The 17,672-nt window shown below is 57.5% G+C and carries 9 protein-coding genes and 7 pseudogenes; 11 read left to right on the top strand and 5 right to left on the bottom strand.

The genetic code is table 11. The features are described 5' to 3' along the window. Window positions 1-144: 144 nt before the first annotated feature. Window positions 145-1,057, bottom strand: a pseudogene (gene groEL, locus X750_RS01045) (chaperonin GroEL); the annotation flags it as partial. Between the two features lie 1,007 nt (window positions 1,058-2,064). Between groEL and X750_RS1000000167255 the strand changes: the two are divergent. The 3 genes and pseudogenes from X750_RS1000000167255 to X750_RS1000000165335 form a co-directional block, all read left to right on the top strand. Next, a complete protein-coding gene (locus X750_RS1000000167255) occupies window positions 2,065-2,412 on the top strand; it encodes a winged helix-turn-helix domain-containing protein (RefSeq protein WP_245271921.1) in 348 nt (115 codons plus the stop codon). After that, window positions 2,322-2,732: pseudogene (locus X750_RS1000000167250) on the top strand (transposase); the annotation flags it as partial. The gene X750_RS1000000167255 and the pseudogene X750_RS1000000167250, both read left to right, overlap by 91 nt. 763 nt (window positions 2,733-3,495) lie before the next feature. Further along, window positions 3,496-4,089: pseudogene (locus X750_RS1000000165335) on the top strand (transposase); the annotation flags it as partial. 17 nt (window positions 4,090-4,106) lie between these two features. Here the strand turns inward: X750_RS1000000165335 and X750_RS135340 are convergent. Continuing rightward, on the bottom strand, window positions 4,107-6,656 hold the full coding sequence (locus X750_RS135340; RefSeq protein ID WP_156932483.1) for an HAD family hydrolase: 2,550 nt from the start codon (window positions 6,654-6,656) through the stop codon (window positions 4,107-4,109). A gap of 987 nt (window positions 6,657-7,643) precedes the next feature. On the opposite strand from X750_RS135340, the gene X750_RS135345 reads away from it, so the two are divergent. Then, on the top strand, window positions 7,644-7,862 hold the full coding sequence (locus X750_RS135345; protein ID WP_023748918.1) for a hypothetical protein: 219 nt from the start codon (window positions 7,644-7,646) through the stop codon (window positions 7,860-7,862). 510 nt (window positions 7,863-8,372) lie between these two features. Here X750_RS135345 and X750_RS135350 read toward each other — a convergent pair. Next, window positions 8,373-8,831 carry an aminotransferase class III-fold pyridoxal phosphate-dependent enzyme gene (locus X750_RS135350; protein WP_210164063.1) on the bottom strand — a complete coding sequence of 153 codons (459 nt, stop codon included), beginning with the start codon at window positions 8,829-8,831 and terminating at the stop codon, window positions 8,373-8,375. Window positions 8,832-9,306: 475 nt separating this feature from the next. After that, a pseudogene (locus X750_RS1000000165330) lies at window positions 9,307-10,259 on the bottom strand (IS1595 family transposase). Window positions 10,260-10,885: 626 nt separating this feature from the next. Between X750_RS1000000165330 and X750_RS1000000167245 the strand changes: the two are divergent. Together X750_RS1000000167245 and X750_RS135360 are read left to right on the top strand one after the other, a co-directional pair. Continuing rightward, a pseudogene (locus X750_RS1000000167245) lies at window positions 10,886-11,256 on the top strand (transposase); the annotation flags it as partial. A gap of 399 nt (window positions 11,257-11,655) precedes the next feature. Then, window positions 11,656-12,459: an FkbM family methyltransferase gene (locus tag X750_RS135360; protein WP_023748913.1), complete on the top strand. Its 804-nt coding sequence runs from the start codon at window positions 11,656-11,658 to the stop codon at window positions 12,457-12,459. A 274-nt stretch (window positions 12,460-12,733) separates the two neighbouring features. On the opposite strand, the pseudogene X750_RS1000000165315 reads toward X750_RS135360, so the two are convergent. After that, window positions 12,734-13,084, bottom strand: a pseudogene (locus X750_RS1000000165315) (transposase); the annotation flags it as partial. Window positions 13,085-14,023: 939 nt separating this feature from the next. Here X750_RS1000000165315 and X750_RS135370 point away from each other — a divergent pair. The 5 genes and pseudogenes from X750_RS135370 to X750_RS1000000167235 all read left to right on the top strand — a co-directional run. Further along, window positions 14,024-15,307, top strand: a complete 1,284-nt coding sequence (locus tag X750_RS135370) for a sugar ABC transporter substrate-binding protein (RefSeq protein ID WP_198021023.1) — start codon at window positions 14,024-14,026, stop codon at window positions 15,305-15,307. A gap of 5 nt (window positions 15,308-15,312) precedes the next feature. Beyond that, entirely contained in the window at window positions 15,313-16,227 is a 915-nt protein-coding gene (locus X750_RS135375; RefSeq protein WP_023748908.1) for a sugar ABC transporter permease, read from the top strand. 35 nt (window positions 16,228-16,262) lie between these two features. Beyond that, the gene (locus X750_RS135380; RefSeq protein ID WP_023748907.1) at window positions 16,263-17,075 is read left to right on the top strand and encodes a carbohydrate ABC transporter permease; all 813 of its coding nucleotides are present in this window, start codon (window positions 16,263-16,265) and stop codon (window positions 17,073-17,075) included. Between the two features lie 218 nt (window positions 17,076-17,293). Beyond that, window positions 17,294-17,467 (top strand): hypothetical protein, encoded by a 174-nt coding sequence (locus X750_RS1000000167240; protein ID WP_023748905.1) that lies wholly within the window; start codon window positions 17,294-17,296, stop codon window positions 17,465-17,467. Beyond that, a pseudogene (locus tag X750_RS1000000167235) lies at window positions 17,401-17,672 on the top strand (hypothetical protein); the annotation flags it as partial. The gene X750_RS1000000167240 and the pseudogene X750_RS1000000167235, both read left to right, overlap by 67 nt.

The raw sequence follows: 17,672 nt of genomic DNA, 5'->3' as shown, positions 1-17,672 counted from the left end.
CACACGGCTTGGTGGCTGGCAATATTAGGATATTGCATTGTTGCAAGAATATTGCCGAAGGAACTTTGGTGGGGTCGATCACGCCTTGGCTGCAGAGATCGTCGCACTCGTTGGTCTGAGCGTTCCAGCCATTGCCGAACTCCGGCTTCTCGCGCCGGCGCCGTCGACGATCATGGTGTTCTCTTTCTCTATCGAGACTTTTCTGGCTCGGCCTAGCATCTCCAGCATGACATTCTCCAGCTTGATGCCGAGATCCTCGCTGATGGCGGTGCCGCCAGTCAGGNACGTGTGCTCTTCCGATCTGTCCTCGGCAATGATGAGCAGCGGCTTGCCAGACTGCACCCACTGCCTCCAGCAACGGGAGCAGGGCTCGCAGGTTGGAGATCTTCTTCTCGTGAATCAGCACATAGGGCTCTTCGAGCTCGACGCGCATCTTGTCCTGGTTGGTGATGAAATACGGGCTGAGATAGCCGCGGTCGAACTGCATGCCTTCGACGACTTCCAACTCAGTCTCGGCGGTCTTGGCTTGCTCGACGGGGATGACGCCTTGGCTGGCGACCTTTTGCATCGCATCTATCGGGAAACGCCCGATCTCGGCGTCGCCATTGGCCGAGATGGTGCCCACCTGGGCGATCTCGTCATTGTTGGTGATCTTGCGGGCGTTGACCTTGAGCTCGGCCACGACGGCGCCGACGGCTTTGTCGATGCTGCGCTTCAGGTCCATCGGGTTCATCTCCGAAGCAACTGCCTTGGCGCCTTCGCATACGATCGCCGGGGCACGCACGGTCGTGGTGCCGTCGCCGGCAATGTTGCAGGTCTTCGAAGCAACTTCGCGGACCATCTGCGCGCCCATGTTCTCGAACTTGTCTTCAAGCCCGATTTCCTTGTCGACGGTGACGCCGTCCTTGGTGATGCGCGGCGCGCCGAACGACTTGTCGATGACGACGTTGCGGCCCTTGGGGCCGAGGGTGACCTTCACCGCGTCGCCGAGGATGTTGACGCCGCGCAGCATGCGCTCGGGCGCGTCGGAATGGAATTTCACCTTCTTGGCAGCCATCGGATCTGTCGATCTCGCATTATTTTGGATTCTATGTGCGCAATTTTGGATTCTATGTGCGCATGAAAAACTCTGTTTCGGCGAACCTCGGGAGGCGCACCGCAAAAGTCATGCCAGAATCCGCGAAGGCTTAAATTTCAAGCGCTTATGAATTCTTCATACCTCGGGGCTAGGCGGTGTCGCTATTTTTTGTCGAATTCCTTGCATGAGTTGAAGCGAACCGGGCGATGGGTTCCTTTCTTTGTTGGCTGTGAAGTTTGGGACGCCGAAGCCGCGTCCGTGAGCCCTGATGGTCGGTGACACGGGTACGTGAGCTGAAGCTGACCAGAAGATAGTGAACGGACGCTCATGCCGCGCTTGAACATTCCGAACCGGGTCCTTACCCGGCCGCCCGCGACCACCAGACTGGCCCCGAAGAACGGGCCGCCGCCGCTGAACGGAAACCCGATCGGACTATGCCACGTACGTTTCGTCCCGCGGGCGTTCTCACCTTGATTGAGCTGGACTCTCAATCTCATTGCCGTGCCGTAGTAGACGCTTGCCGATGCCCTGCGATCTCGTGAAGTTCGCCGAAATGGATGCGGGGTTTAAGAGTGTGCTCTTCCAGCTCATTGAGATGGGGTCATCAGAGGCGGATCGCCGGCTCAAGTAGATCAGTTAAAGCCTGTCGCGATTTAATGGATTCAGGATTCCCATAGATTTGAGTTCGTGATTCATTGCGGTTGAAAGGAGACCGCGATGTGCAAGCCGCTACCGCTTGAGTTGGGTCAGCGTGTTGTTGCGTATGTCGATGAGGGGCATGGTCACCGCGAGGCAGCGCGCCATTTCCGCGTTTCGCCTCGCTTTGTGAACAATCTGATCAACCTGCGGCGGCAGACCGGTTCACTTGAAGCGCGCGGCAGGGCCATGTGGGCGGCGGCAAGCTTGAGCCGCATGCCGAGTTTGTCCGCTTGCGATTGGCCGAGACCGGCGAACTGACGCTGGATGAGCTTTGCGTAGAACTGGAGATGCGTGGTGTGAGCGTGCACCGCTCCAATGTCGGGCGCCTGCTCCATCGCTTGGGGCTCAGTCATAAAAAAACTCTACTGGCCAGCGAGCAGCAGCGGGCCGACGTGCGCCAGGCGCGTGAGCTGTGGATCGGGCGGCGAAAGCGCTTCTTTAACAAGGCTTTGGCGCGGCTGATCTTCATCGATGAGACGTCGACCAACACCAAGCTGACCAACGCACCGGCTGGGCGCCGAAAGGCGAGCGCTTCAGGACCCATGCGCCCTTCGGCAAATGGCAGACGCAGACCTTCATCGCCGGGCTACGATGCCACGGTCTTGTCGCGCCGTGGATCGTCAACGCGCGGATGAATGGCGCCATCTTCGAATACTACATCGAAACACAGCTCGCTCCCCAACTGTCGCCCGGCGATATCGTCATTCTCGACAATGTCGGCTTCCACAAGAACGAGCGCGCCGCACAACTGGTTCGCCAAAGGGGCCCTTGGCTCCTGTTCCTCCCGCCATACTCACCCGATCTCAATCCGATCGAGATGGCCTACTCAAAACTCAAGGCGCGGCTGCGAAAGAAAGCGGCCAGAGCCTTCGACGCACTCTGCCAAGCTCTCGGCAATATCTGCCACCTGTTCGAGCCAGTTGAATGCAGAAACTTCTTCAAGGCTGCCGGATAGGAGGCTAATTAATCGCGACACGCTTTTAGCTGGCGCAACTCGCGAAGACTGACGCGAGATCATCGTCGTCGCAGGCACAATGGCGAGCAGCAGCGAAATCACTGGACAGAATAGCTCCGCGCCGATAGGGGCAAGCTGGGCGCTCTCCGCACCTTTACGACGTCAGGCGGCATCGATCAACAGGCCGAGCAGCAGCCCCCGATTCGCAGGCGGACATAGTGCATCCGCTCAAGACTCGCCAGAGCTGCTCCTGAGCCGCGTCAGTTTGGATCGCGCGGCCCAAGTGCTGTCGTCGCTTCGGTCGGGGCATTCGCTCGAACTGGCGGACTAAGGGTCACGAGTTCCTCAGAAACTGAAGACTTCATGCCTCGACCTTCTCGCCGAACATTTGCGACAGTGTCAATACCGGGTGAAATTTCCCACTGTGTGGATTGATCCGGTATCGACACGACAGGACCCTTTGGCATTGTCCGAGGTCCGACAAGTGTCGGACGCGCGGGCGATTGATTGCCGTCTAAAGAGGTCTTTCTTTTGGCACGCATATTGCAGTGGGTGGCGCTAAACGCGCGCGGAGAATGTCGCAATGTTCGCACTGCTGGGGTTGGCGCCGTACTACGCCGGGAGCTCCCGATGCAGAAGAAGCAGAAGGCCGCGCCGCAAGGAATAGGTAGTGTGCTGAGAGTTCTGCAAATTCGCTGAGAGGGGGCGATCATGGCAGGCTGGTCATGCTCAACGTCACCTTTTCCCTGGAAGGAATGCCACCATAACCAAGACGAAAGGTAAGACCGCCAGCGCTGCCATCATCAAAGACATTTTGCTTTCGGACCCGGATGGGCTGCACGAAGAGATACGTGCGGTGATGCAGGAGGTTCTCGAGGCGGAGATGGATGAAGCGCTGGGCTGGGCGCTTCAAAGGGCGACCGGACGCCGGAGCGGCTGGGCTATCGCTCGGCTATTGCGGCCGCACCCTTGTCACCCGGGTCGGCAAGCTTGAGCTGCGGGTTCCGCAGGATCGGGCGGGCCGCTTCTCCACCGAGTTGGTCGAGCGCTACCAGCGCTCCGAGCGGGCCTTGGTTGCCACCCTTACGGAGATGTATGTGCAAGGGGTGTCGACCAGGAAGGTCAGGTCAGGCACGAGCCAGGCGGTGCTGATCGCGGTCGGCATCGACTGGGACGGCCGGATCCAGATTTGGCCGTGGATATGGCCAACCGCGAGAGCCGCTCGGCCTGAAGGCCTATTCCTCGTGCGCTGAAGGCGCGTGGCCTCAAAGGCGTCGAACTGGCCGTCTCGGACGCTCATACCGGCCTGGTCGCTGCGATCGGCGAAGTGGTGCCGGAAGCGGGCTGGCAGCGCTGCTCGCTACCGGCCTGACTTCACGACGGATTGCACGCCGCCCTCGAAACCAATGGGCGAAAGATCATATGATAATAATGAGGCGTTTTGAACTGTTGCAAACCAGCGGGACGGATTGTGGCGACACTTGCCTGTGACAAGCACCGATAAATTTCTCCCTCACGATTGATTTCTTCCAGATCGAGAAAGATCGATACGTTTCCGCATACGCTTCCTGCGTTATTCATAAATTGCAGATCTTCAATTTGCAACCACTCGTAGTGCTCCCCCAAAAGCATCTCTACACTGGTGCCACTTACATATGGCAGCATAATAGAGAAATATCCGTCATGCAGATGGTGCGCTCTAAGCAAGAGGACCTGGGACTCGGGTGTCCTCCGTATCGAGACTGTCAGAGGTGAAAAACGCAAATTCATATCTTCCGAACATAGATCAAGTTGAAACCTTTTTTGTACTAAAGCGCTGAATGTGAAGTCAAGCCCCAAGCCGCGAGTGTCATATGCACCCAGCCGATAAGGTGAGGGCAAGTGCCTAGCATTCTTCAAAGCACTTTCTATATGGTAGAACGACTTCCTGCGATCCAATTCCATAAAGTTGTCGTGCTGGAAGTCCTTGAAATATTCCAACTCCGCTTCAATAGGCATGTGGGCATGACGGAATAAGGCGGCATGGGCGGCTCGCTGCAAAATAGAATACTCATGTGTCACACCAGCCTTGGTAAAAAACGCCCGCGCATCGTTGATGAACCGCACGCATTCAGCTTGAACATTGATGACCTTCTCGTACTGCTTCTCGCTAAGTTCGACATCCTCAAGAACTGGATCTCCGTCTGAACCATAGCCAACAACCGCTCCTTCATTAGCGGTGCAGCATTGCTCAAACAGATCGTAATTCCACCAAGGGGTCGTAATGAGTGCTTTACTATCCGCCGAGCGGTACGGTTCATCGGAGGCCACAACATAGCGGCCTAGCATATCAATCTTCGATACTTCTTTGAAGGTGCGAGTCAGATACTCCAGCGTTCTGCCGCTATAGCCGGTGTCGGCCAAGACAACGGTATCCCCTTCTTCCAACTTCAGTTGCTTTGACATATAGCGCATCAACCGGGCACGCAAAGCAGATGAGTTCTCGAAAATCAAATCTAACACATCGTCTCCGCGCAGCAGTTGATAGAACGCCGCCTGTGGATCGGCCGATTGATGGGCGATCCGTATTAACGATTCGGTGATTTCTGGCGGCAGCAAAAGCTGTTTTGCAGCACAATAAAAATCGTGAACTTCGGGATTGATCCCGCTGATGTAATAATCAACGTCGGCGCGGGTTCTGAAAGAGGCTGCAATAGCAACGAATCCACGGATTCGCACCAGCTTGCCAACGGGCTTGCCTGCATAGGCTTCACAGGCAGCTGAAAGAAGATAAGCATCACGCAACAAAAACAAGACCCTTACTTTCTTGCCCTGCTGTTGTAGCGCAGCTACCTCCTCCATAAGAAAACGGGAATAGGCATATAGCACCGGACCAAACGACATGTAGCCGATCACTGTCTCAGGCGCGTATCGCTTTAGGTTTGCTACAGAAAAAATCGGCCGAAACGGACTATAGCAGGGCCCAACGACTGTTTCGGGTGCTGCCTGTTCGAGTACGATTAACGGAGTTGCCGCGTGCTGTAGGCGCAAGAAGTCTGCGACCTCTCGATCAAACTGTAGGAAATGCAGCGCACGTACGCCCAATTTTCGCGGCGCTTGCGCATCGGCTACTTCATTATCCCCGATGTGAAGTAGTTGAGATGCTGGTACGCCACAATCCTTGATTACAATCTCAAAAAGGGCATGACTCTTCGACGTCCCGTAATCGACGGAGCAGTAAACCTTACTGATTGCCCGCATAGCGTCTGCAGGCAAATGCTGAGCCAAGAGGCGCCTTAACTCGTCTTCGCGCAAATACGTATCGCTCACGATAATAATTTTGAGACCACGGGTGTGCGCTAGCCTGATCAGGTCTACGTACGGCGAGAATGCAAAGCAAACCTTTATTTCGGTCCGGATTTCAGTCTCGGCCAATAGCTCCCGTTCCTCACCAGAAAGCGACGTAAAAAACCGATAAATGTCACGGATGTCGATCTGCCCGGATCCGTTCTCTAAACACTTCGCTCGATAGGCACGCGCAGCAGCGCTAATGCGTTGGTGTCGAGTTATCCCCAAGCTTCGCGCGATGGGATTGTCGGCCAGAACGGCGAAAACATCTTCAGGTGTCGCTGTCTTGCGCCATAGCAATGTATCGAAACAGTCAAGTGAGAGTACCTTTATGGACTCGCCAAAAACGCCGAGAATATTTTGGATATCGGGCGCCTTTATCTGCATCGTATGGTGTGTATCACGTATGTCGGTCCAGAGCAGGCGATCCTCCGGTTTCTGCCGCCGGGTGGTTTTTTCTGTTAGACCGCGCCCGGGCGGAAACATTGCATCATTGTGATGGATAGACGGAAGTTCCATACGGGACTTGTCAAAAAGCAGCGGATCAATATCGGCCTGCTTTAGCTTGGCGACCAAGCGCTCCATTATATGCTGCACGTGTTTCTCCTTTGGGTATATCCGCTCAAGCTCGATCGTTCTGGCTGGGAGCGTCTCACTTGTTGTCAAGTCGCGAGGCTGGGTCCTCCGCATCGCCAAAATGTCGAGGTTAGCGGCAACCGCTTTCGCGACACAATGTCCTGAACTGGTTGGGAGAGTGGGGTTCGAACTAGCTAGGGGCTGCGCAGCAAAAATCCGCTGTCCTACCACCAGACGATTCCCATCTGGTCCTTAACCTCTGCTCTTGCAGAACGAAATGCGGATTACGTCAAGATACATCGGACTATTGCTTGATCCTTTGCATCTCACCAAGCTTTGGCCGAAGGCTATCACTGCATAGAGCCTCCCGTCAACGTGGTGGTGAGAACGCGACGCTGTTTGCCAAGTAGTTGATTATGTTGAGGACGTCTGTGTTTGTGCGTGCAAGAGCTTTGTGATGTTTTGATGAAGAAATGTTAAAGGTGATGCACGTAGTTGGCCGCCTTGATGCACGGCGATAAGCTTTTTACGGCCTGAAGCGATGGCCGTGCTCACGGGCAGGCCGCGGAGCCCAAGCTGGCGCATCGGACACATGTCTGGCGTGACCGGGTGCGCTCCTGGCGAAGCCCTGTCAGGTAGACGGCGATCGTCTCGCCTATGCATAGGTTATTCGAAGAGACCGCATTTGTCCGTTCCTGTGCCTGGTCATTGTCTCCCGCAACGAAGAAAGGCTCTTGGTTGCCCCATACGGCTTAACACGTCGTCATTGAAATCATTGATGAGTGTCAATCGTTCGCCATTCGAATTGCAACTGTCGCCACATGAGTTTGCACCACGCTTCGGGAGGCGTTCAAAGTACAACCTACGGTATGCGACCCTGGTTCGTGCGGCAATGCTTCTCACAAACGCAAAGCCACGGGCTGGAGCTCGATCCGGATATTGCCACCGTGGGCAAGGCCGATCGCCAACGGATTCGCCGTTGCAGCGGTGCTTGGTCGACCCGGAATCATGGAAGCCGCTGACGACGGCCGGGCGGTACGCGCCGGAACCTATTGCGCCAATCCCGTTGCCATGCCGGCGGTGATGGCAACGCTCTCGCGCCTTCGAGAATGCGATTACGACGAAGACCAGAAACCGGCGGTCGATGTCGGCAAAAGCGTCTCCCGCGTCGGCGGAAAGACGCTTTTGCAGGTGTTGAAGGCGGCTTTCCGAGAGTCCGCGCCTTGAATTTGCACAGTTCCTTGCACTCGAATGCATATTCCGATGGGCGGCTTCGTCGGAATACGCTTCTATGGCTGTTTCGACTTCCTCCCGATTCTCCGTTGGCATCGCCAGTAAGGCCTCTCGAGGGCCGCGCACCTCCCACAGGGCCAGTGCGGGATCCGTGTTATCGAACGCGGCATAGAGATAGATCACTCGCCCGTCCTCAATGTCACTCGCCGCTTAGGGTCCTGCAAAGGTTATTATGCTCGGTGACATCTTCCAGGGGGTCACCCCTGGCTGCGGCGCCTAATGCCTTCGCATGCGACTCAAAACACACGCATTAGGACACCGAAGTAGTCCCAAGCGTAGAACCACTCCAGCACTGCTGCCTCGTCGCCGTTAGTATGGACCTCCACACGAATCATTTACAGTCGCCCCTATCCCACGCTTCGTGCCGGCTATGCGATTCGAAGGACTCGGCCAAGAACTCATCCGCCGCAATAGGCAGGGAGCAATCAACGATGCGCCGGCCCGTCACCGCACGGGCTCTACGGCCGCAAGATGGACGGCTTCGCTGCCGAAATTGGTGAAGATCACGCTCTGCAGCGGCCCGCAGGGGGCACTCAGCGCTTCAGCGGCCCTTTCCTCGTCGGCGTGGGCAAAGGCAGGAATCGAGCCCTTTTCGACCGCCTCGGCGATGGCTGAATTGACCACCGGATCGGCATGTCCCAGAAGGATAGCGCCGAACCTGAGGGCCATGTCGATCATCCGCGCCCCTTCATCCGTCCAAAGATACGGCCCCTTTGCCCTGTCGATGTAGATGGCTCTGCCATCGAGCAGTGGAAGGGCGGGCCCGGCGCTGGAGATGCCTCCGACAAGGTGTTTCATTGTCAAGTTTCCAATTCTGATTTCCAAAGGATAAACTCGGCAGCCATTCCTTGGGCCTGCACCAAGACCTGAAGCACGATCCAGAATTTCGATCCAGAATGCCACGAGCCAGAGCGATAATCAGCATTCCGGTGTCGCGATATGAAGCGGGTCATGCGCTTTATTAGCAGGGCGTCTGTCAACTGTGGCGCTCGGAGGCAACCTCCCCTGCGTTCCAATCGTCACGACTCCCGCAGAAGCCCCCGAAACTTCCCCTCTATACGTGGTGTGTCCCTGAGCGAAGGGGATAAGCGATCACGCGCCATGCCCTCCGGGAGTATTGGGAGGAAAATAATGCAGATTTCCAGTACGCTGGTAATCGTCGCGGGCTTCGGGAGGAGGACCGCAAAGCCAGGCTCGAATTCGGGTGGAGCACCGAAGGAGTTGCCATGATCCGCGCAGCTACGACCGCCCGGAGCCGGAACGTCCGGTACTGGCGCCGCGGAGACCGGGCGAGGAACGGTTGCGAGCCGTTCATCGACCAGACGAGATTCTCCATGACCTCGAGCCGGGGGGGCGCGGTAATAGCTCGCGAGATCCTTCACGATCTGCTGCTTGTTCGGATGGCACATCGCGACGCGTCGATGTGCTCCTGCTTCCATTCCCGAGTGTCTCCGATGATTTCGCGGTAGGTGATTGGGCCAATGCGATGGCCGATTCCAAGCATCCTGTCCAAGGTGCCTCGGAAGCTCCGCCGCCTATTCCAGCGGAAGACGAATTCATTCAGCTACGCATCGAGATGCTTCTCCCGGAATCCGTGAAATGTGCCAAGCGCCCCGAAGACAACGTGGGGCCATTTCAGAAGGAGGTGTGCGGGGAGTTTGGATTTATTGATGTTCACCCTGGTCAAAGGACGGCCAGGTACCTTGTCGTAGGGCGCGTGATGGTCCGTCCTCAGCTTGGTTCCCAGCAGGGTGTTCGCCTCTACGAACGGCACCAGGCTCGCGGCCGAACGGTCCGCGATACGCGCCAGCCGGACGCGGCCGACACCGAACCTGCCCACCGTCTCGACCGCCCCGGCGATCCAGATCTGGTTCGCCTTGCTGCTGCCGCCGCCCCTCTTCAGCGCGTCATCTTTCCGTCTGTACGGAATGGATGACTCGTCGACATCGACGGTCCCCGAAAGGGGTCCGGTCCGGATCGACCATTGCGCGCCGTCAGCTTGTGCAGCAGCAGCCACGACGTCTTGTAGGAAACGTCGAGCTTGGGCTGGAGCTGAAGCGCCGAGATCGTGCATCAGGTAGGCGGCCAGGAACCACTTGCGAAGCCGCAGATGCGTGCCCCGCATGACGGGGCCTGCGATCACCGAAGTCTGGCGCCGACACCCCCGGTCGCTGCCCTTACCGGAGCACTCCAAAGCCATGGGCGACATTGGAGGCGCCAAGCTTTCCTTGAACCGCAGTGCGGGCAGACGAAACCGTCAGGCCACCGCGTGCGGAACAAGTAGTCCGCACAGGCGTAATCGTCCTGGAAATCCCTGACGAACGTCTCGATCGGCGGCGGTTTGTCGTACTTCCACCGGCTGGGAAATTAGGGCTTCGGCCGCCCGACGCCGCATAGACGCCTGGCGGCTGCCTGTCACCCACGAACTCCTCCAGATATGGTTACCACCTGAGTGAACGGGATAAGCGATGGCGCGTGCCACTATCGATGCACTCGAAAACAACCAGCCGAAGGATGCAGATATGTTGTTCTTGCATAAGCCGGCGTTTGCGATCGAGTTGAGCGTGTTCGATGTTAGCGGGCGAGCCGCGACCACAGAAATTTCCACAAGGGTGCCGGGCGATAATATTGCTCCCACGCAGATTCGTGCCACTGATTCGGATTGTCGCCGACCCAGGCTTCCCACTCGACGTCGAAGATCTTCTCATCGTCGGCCGGCCGCCTTTGGCGCCATCGGAGCGCTTCAGCGCCTTCGCCGGCGGTTTCCGAAAAACCTCCCAAGGCACCACCGCGTTCAGCTTCTCCAATAGGTCGCCGGCCTCGCTCAGCCGGACATAGCGCTCGTCAATATCCCAGAACCCAGCCTGTCATCGCATCCAACGCCTCCGAGTAAATCGCCAGGTGAATCAAAATGCGTTCTCGATTGCCGGTTTTCGAGGTGTCCAGATGGCGATCGGCTTGCGGTGGGTGGCGAGTCGGGCTCACGCCTGTCAGACAGGCCGATGAGCTGCGACACACTGTTGCGGATGATCTCCGCGGCCGGGGTGGAGCCGCCGCAAGCGCCGCGTGTGGTCGGCATCGAGACTGGGCCTGGCGCAATGGGCAGCGCTACGGAACGATCATTTGCGATTTGAGGGCAACCGCGTGTTGGATCTATTGCCGGATCGAAATGCCGATACGGTCGCGTCATGGCTGAAACGCTATCCTGGCATCGAGATCATTGCTCGCGATCGTGCCGGCGTTTATGCTGAGGGTGCACGTCGCGGTGCGCCCGATGCAAACGCAGGTCGCCGACCACGGGCATCTCCTCCAGAACCTGGGCGAAGCGTTCATCTTCTTGAGGGGCTGGCGCTCGGTACGAGCGCGGAAATTAGCCATTCCGCCTTGCTCATCTCAATTACGGCCATGACAGTGTTATCCTGTTCAAGAGCGGTAAGGGACTGGCTCGCGTCAAAAGACTGCGGCATCGGGTGCCTCCTTCTGATGGTGGCTCCAACAGCGCCGAAGGATGCCACACCCTCGCCGCTCGCCCCATAGCATCTACGCTGCGGGATACGATCTGCAGCAGGTTTCGCTGTTTGCGCGTCACTTCGGCGAGTCGCTGGACAGTTGGTGGCGCCGATGTCGCGAACCCGACAAGTGTCGCGGCCACTCCAGCGGGCGCGCGTGTTTCATTCTTGCTAAGCGGGGAGCTCCGCATTCTGCACGTGGCACGCCGATTGCTGCGATGATGAGCAAGAGCCGCCGCAACAAACCGGTCGCAGCGGCTCGTCCGAAAATCGCAGGTTACATTGGAGGGCGAGCTATGTTGTCCCAGTTTGAAAACCAGTCCATAAACCAAGAGGTCGCCAGGCTCAATCTGCCGAACTCTCGGATCAAGCACTTCGCGCCGGCTAGTTACGCACAAGCCGGAGAAGACGTTATAGTCGAAGGAATCTTGGCTGCAAAACTCTGCAAGAGCCAAAGATCTTGGGATACTGTGTTCTATGTCGAGATCGGCGCTAATCACCCCATTTCTACCTCAAGTACCTATCTTATGTACCAAAGAGGCGCGAGAGGTGTTTTGGTTGAACCCAATCCTGAATTGGGAGCGCTGATCCAGACTGCGCGCCCGAAAGACGTTCTTGTGCCGTCAGTGGTCTTGCCCGCTCCTCAAGCATGCGCCACGCTCTTCATCGGAAACGCCCATGAGCTTTCCTCCGTGAATAAGGCACATGTTGAAAGTTTCGGCGACTTCGACGGTATAGGAGGTATCCGAGATAATATTGAGGTGAGCGCGGTCGGTATCAATGAACTATTGACCCCCTATGCCAATAAGGTCGATTTCTTATCGATCGATTGCGAAGGACTGGATTACGATCTCGTTAAGGCCATTGACTACGAGCGCATCAGACCTGCTGTCATCCAATGCGAGCCAAGCGAGCATTATCTAAAGGGTATCAGGGCTCGGATCATCAATCTGATGGAATGCAGATCATACCGGCTTACTGCAATGACTGACATCAACGTCATCTTCGAGCGATTACCCTAGAAGGCTTCTCTGATTGGGTTCGTTGAGGTCAAGCTCCTCCCGATATTTTTCCGGACCATGTCGCCCTGCGGGCTTCTCTTCGCGGTCGACGTTAGGCCGCATATGATGGGTCAGTAGAGCGAGGCGTCTCAATCTGTTGAACGACCTTGGGAGAGTTCGCCCAGGATCGTGCCTGCTATCGAAATCACCTTGCCCGTCGTCCCCACGGGAACGATCCGGATCACGCCATTTCGGGCGGAATCAATTCCTCCTTCGTTGGTCTGTTATCCCCATTTCATGCCGATACGCGGCCGAGTGCCTTGCCGAAGCGGAATTCTGTTGCATCACTCCACATGCGATGCAGAATGACCGAACTTGCGGGCGACGGCAACTCGGGCTCGCGCCATGCCGCGCGACTTGCCCACGCCATGCCCCATGCTCCGAGGCTCCACCATTTTTTGCTCAGCACGAGCAGCGAATGAGCCGCATCATGAAGGGCCGTGCGGGCGAGTTCGTCACTGCATCAGCTCACCTTGCCCTGAATGTCCGTTTCGCCAGATTGGTAACGTGCCGGGGTCAGACCCAGATGCGCTCCGACATCCCTCGAGCGACGAAAGCGGTCCGGCTGATCGATCGTGGCACGAAAGGGAGCGCGGTGATGGTCCTGGTCCCGCGTCATAATGACCATCTGTCTACGTTATTGAAAGTCAAGGGTCTCTTGCTCCGAACTTGGTGATGAGGGGCGCCTTGAGTGCCTGACGTACTCGATCAGACGCGAATCTTCGATATCCGGCTCGCGCTTTCATAGGTCGCACGTTAAGTGCGGCTGCCACGGCCTCAGCGGGACGATCGACCGACATATGCGTGTTGCGGAGCTCCGGTTCGATCCACCTGTCCGCTTTCCTGTCCCCGTTGAGTAGTCCGGCAATGGCCCTGTCGGACATCAGTCGCGCGCAGGCGCGGATTAGCTCTACCGTCTCCGACTCGACGGACCACCGCGTTTGACGCCGCCGGTTCTTTCTCACCGTCAGGCGGGTATGACGGCGGCTTGCAAGCTGATCTCGATCTCGGGATGACCCATGGTGCGCCTTTGCAATATTGCTCGGCAGGAATGATGCCGGCGGCAAGCTGGCGAAGGACCGTCACGGAGCTCAGATTGAGCATCCCGGCGGCTTCAGTCAACGTGACTTCGCCGCGCTCGGCCCATTCCCATCCCGGTAGACCGCGATGCCGTGCGGGCCGGCTTCGATGAGATGGACGAAGTCACCGGCGACGGCTCCACAGAATTGCTCGATGACGATCTCACCGCTTCTTCCGAAAACCCTGAAAAAGTGAGCAGATCCCGGCCAATGTGACACTTGGCAACGACTGTCCCCTTGCCCTGTCGATAAAGCAAGCCTTCACCGACTGGGGCAAGCACCGCGCTGTCGCACAGGGCTGCTGCTGAGTCCGTGGATGGTTGGCAATATTAGGATATTGCATTCTTGCAAGAAATGAACTAAGGTGCGATGCGCCTCGATGTCAAGTGGAGTGGTTCCCTTGTTGTGGGTCCGCAGAACGAACGGGAGGAAACAAGATGACTATAATGGGCTATCGCTTGGGTCGGCGCGGCTTCTTGACCAGCATGTTGGGGGTGTCGTCGCTGCCACTACTTGGGTCGTTGCCCGCCATGGCGCAGGATCAGACGCTGACGCTTTTCGGCGATGGAGACGGGACAGAATACAAGGCGCTCCTCGCGGCCTTCGAGAAGGTATCGGGCATAAAGGATCGCTGGGAGGGCGTGCCTTTTGCAGACCTTCAGAACACGCTAGTTCAGCGTTTCCGGACGGGGAATTCCGGGATCGATGTCTTCCTCGTAGACCCGAGTTACGTCCCGATCTTCGCCAAAGCGGGCATGTTGAAGGACTTGACGAGTGCCTTTGAAGAAAAGACCAAGGGCGTGCTGTTCCCCAGCGATGTGCAGGGCGCTACTTACAACGGTAAGATGCTGTCGATGCCGATGTGGGAGTCAACGCAGCTCCTGTTCTTCAACAAGAAGCTTCTGGCCAAAGCTGGCGTTGAAGTGCCGGATGTCTCGCCCGATGCGCGCATGACCTGGGAGAAGGTCATCGAGCTTGCCAAGAAGGTCCAGGCGGCCGGAGCCGAGGTCGGCCTCTCATTCGAGCAAGTCGATCGCTACTACCAGCTACAGATCCTTCCGGAGTCGCTTGGCGGTGGGCCAGGCGTCAAGGGTGATAACCTGCTGACCGTGGACGTGGCGAACGATGCTTGGCTGAAGGCAGGAAAATGGTATGGAAGCCTCTTCGCCGATGGCGTGGCTTCGCGTGGTCCGACCCAAAACCAAGAGGGGCGCGATCTGTTCATAGCTGGTCGGCTCGCATTCTTTGTTGGCGGTCCCTGGGGAATCGCCCAATTCAACAAGGCCGCCGGTCTTGACTATGGAGTGGCGCCTCATCCGTATTTTGCCGGTGGCAAGGCGGTGACGCCTTCTGAATCATACCATCTGGGAGTGGCGGCGGACACCACGAACGCCGATCAGGCTCTGAAATTCCTGAACTACGCGTGCCTGGACAAAGATGGGGCGGTAGTTGCCACCAACGGAAGCAATCTATCAGCGAACATCGAGGCTACGGCCGAGGTGATGAGGAGCCTTCCTGAGCAAAGTCCCAATCTAAAGGGTATTGACCTTTTGATGAGTTATGAGCTCGCGAATACGGCTATCCGGCGACCGCGTACCCCGGGATACCTCCAACTGGAGGAACTGTTCGCGCGTGCCTTTAGCGATATCCGCAACGGAAGTGACGCCGCTCAGACGTTGACGCAGCTTCAAAGTGAACTCGAGCGTAGTTTCAAGCGGATCGAGCGCTGACACCGATGGCGATGGGAGCGGTTTCTGAGGGACGGACTGTAAGGGCCGCTCCCATCATTGGTCGACGTTCAAAATGGAGAGCGGCCATAGCGCCGTTCCTATTCCTGACGCCGGCTCTGGTTGGCCTCATTGGTTTCCGGTTGTTGCCCGCAGGCTGGCTCATTCAGGCGAGCCTGTCCGGGCCTGATGGGGAATTCGCCGGGCTCGATAATTTCGAGTTCCTTTTTGCGGCGCCTACGTTTGCAAAGACCGTGCAGGCTACCCTAACCTTTGTGGTGGTGACTGTGCCGCTGCAGACGGCAATCGCTTTCGGCCTCGCCTTGCTGTTTGCCGAGAACTCCCGGATCGTCTCGCTGCTGCGTGTCTTGGTGTTCCTGCCGGTGGTCATCCCTTCGAGCGTCGCAGCCATCCTGTGGGGCGCCGCATACCGCCCCGAGGGACTGGCAAATGCGATGTTGATGTCGGTGGGCTTCAGCGCTCAGCCGTTCCTCGCATCCGCGGACCAGGCACTGATGTCGATCATTGTCATGAGCTCGTGGATCGGTGTCGGCTTCTGGATGATGTTTCTTATCGGTGGCCTAAAGGACATTCCTCGCGAACTCTACGAGGCAGCATCAATCGATGGCGCTGGAAAGCTTTCGTCGCTGTGGCACATCACTATCCCGCTGATGCGTCGGCCGCTAGCCTTCGTAATCGTCGCTGACACAGTAGCCTCATTTCTGCTGTTCTCTCCGATCGCGATACTTACCCGAGGCGGGCCCGGCGGCAGCACGCAGCTCGTCATGTTCGACGTGTATCAGCAGGCTTATTTTTTCAACGACGTGTCACTGGCCGCTGCGGAATCATTGACCTTGATGGTCATCATGATGGTCATCATCCTCATCCAGTTCCGGTTGCTCTCGCGGGATAAGCAACTGTGAGCGCCGGAGAAAAGAGTTCGGCCGGGGCGAGACGCATGGTTCAGCTCCTGTTCGGCATCGCCGTCGCCGCCGGCTTCTTGCTGCCGATCGTCTGGCTGGTTGCCGGAAGCCTCCGGCCCAGTAACGAGATATTCACCGCGCTCAATCCGCTTTCCATAGGCAGCTTCATTCCGCCACAGCCGACCCTGGCAAATTATGGCAGCGCGCTCGGCGGAGCGTTCCGGAGCGGATTGATCAACTCGATCGTCGTGGCCGTATGTACGGTGGTCGTGGGACTTCTGGTATGCGCAGCCGCAGCCTTCGCGTTGAGCGCCATGCAGTGGCGCGGCCGCGAGGTCGTCTTCGCCATGATCGTCTTCAGCTTTTTGATCCCCGAGGAGGTCGTGGCTGTCCCGTTGTCGGCCATCTTCGCACGCGCGGGGCTGCAGAACACCTATACAGCACTGATCTTGCCCTTCGTGGGCAGCGGCATGGTGATCTTCCTGCTGCGGCAGTTTTTCCTCGCCATACCCCGTTCGCTGATTGAAGCGGCTCAAATCGATGGAGCGGGCTGGCTAAGGATTTTCCTGCAGATTTTCCTACCGCTTTCGCGTCCGGCTCTCATCGGCGCCGGGGTCATCATCTTCAATGGGCAATGGCAGGCCTATCTCTGGCCCCTTCTAGTCACGACGCGCCAGGACATGTTCCTAGCCCCAATCACCCTCGGCCTGATGGTGGGGCAGCGCTCCAGCGACTACGGCCAGGTCTTCGCGGCATCGACAATCCTGAGCCTCATTCCTGCAGCCATTCTACTGGGCTTCCAACGCTTCTTCACCGACTCAGTCGCGATGTCGAGCGTCAAAGAATAATCTGAGGATTCGCATGACCATAAGACTGCTTCACCAGAGCCACCTGTTTCGCCCCTATCTCGATCATGATGATCACTGGGATCTTGCTTGCGTCTATGCTCTTGCCGCATCGGGCCAACTCGAGCTGGGCGGCATACTGGTCGACTTTCCGTCCGATCGATATCCAACGTGTCATCATCTGGCATAATCAAACCCTGCGAGCCATTGGAGTTGGATGAATGCGCAACCTCGACAGCGATGCATTTGCAGCGTTCGTCGCTGTCGCAGAAACAGGCAGTTTACCGCGGCCGCTGAGCGCCTCGGTCGAACCCAAGCCGCCGTCAGTATGGCAATCGGCAGGTGGGAAGAGCGTCTCGATCTGCGATTGTTCGATCGAGGCCACCGCCGGGTGACGCCAACTCCGATTGCTGAGCGCCTCCTAGGCTACGCACGCAGGATTCGCGAGATAGAAGACGAGGCCCTTGCGACGCTCCTTGAAGGCAGAAACGAAAGTCGGGTGCGGTTGGGCATGCCGGATGACTATCACGCTTTGTCGCCGCCTGAGCGACGACATCGGTCCCGAGGTCGCGCTTTCCTTGCATCTGCACGACACACGGG

Origin of the sequence: Mesorhizobium sp. LNJC391B00 (assembly GCF_000502535.1) — a bacterium.
Taxonomy (GTDB): domain Bacteria; phylum Pseudomonadota; class Alphaproteobacteria; order Rhizobiales; family Rhizobiaceae; genus Mesorhizobium.
This window is presented reverse-complemented; position numbering and strand designations above follow the sequence as displayed.

Excerpts from the sequence above, each read along its gene's own strand:
- X750_RS135360 (WP_023748913.1), top strand. The coding sequence starts at position 11,656 with ATGATGAGCAAGAGCCGCCGCAACAAACCGGTCGCAGCGGCTCGTCCG.
- X750_RS135380 (WP_023748907.1), top strand. The coding sequence starts at position 16,263 with ATGGTTCAGCTCCTGTTCGGCATCGCCGTCGCCGCCGGCTTCTTGCTG.
- X750_RS135370 (WP_198021023.1), top strand. The coding sequence starts at position 14,024 with ATGGGCTATCGCTTGGGTCGGCGCGGCTTCTTGACCAGCATGTTGGGG.
- X750_RS135345 (WP_023748918.1), top strand. The coding sequence starts at position 7,644 with ATGGAAGCCGCTGACGACGGCCGGGCGGTACGCGCCGGAACCTATTGC.
- X750_RS135375 (WP_023748908.1), top strand. The coding sequence starts at position 15,313 with ATGGCGATGGGAGCGGTTTCTGAGGGACGGACTGTAAGGGCCGCTCCC.
- X750_RS1000000167255 (WP_245271921.1), top strand. The coding sequence starts at position 2,065 with ATGCGTGGTGTGAGCGTGCACCGCTCCAATGTCGGGCGCCTGCTCCAT.
- X750_RS1000000167240 (WP_023748905.1), top strand. The coding sequence starts at position 17,294 with ATGCGCAACCTCGACAGCGATGCATTTGCAGCGTTCGTCGCTGTCGCA.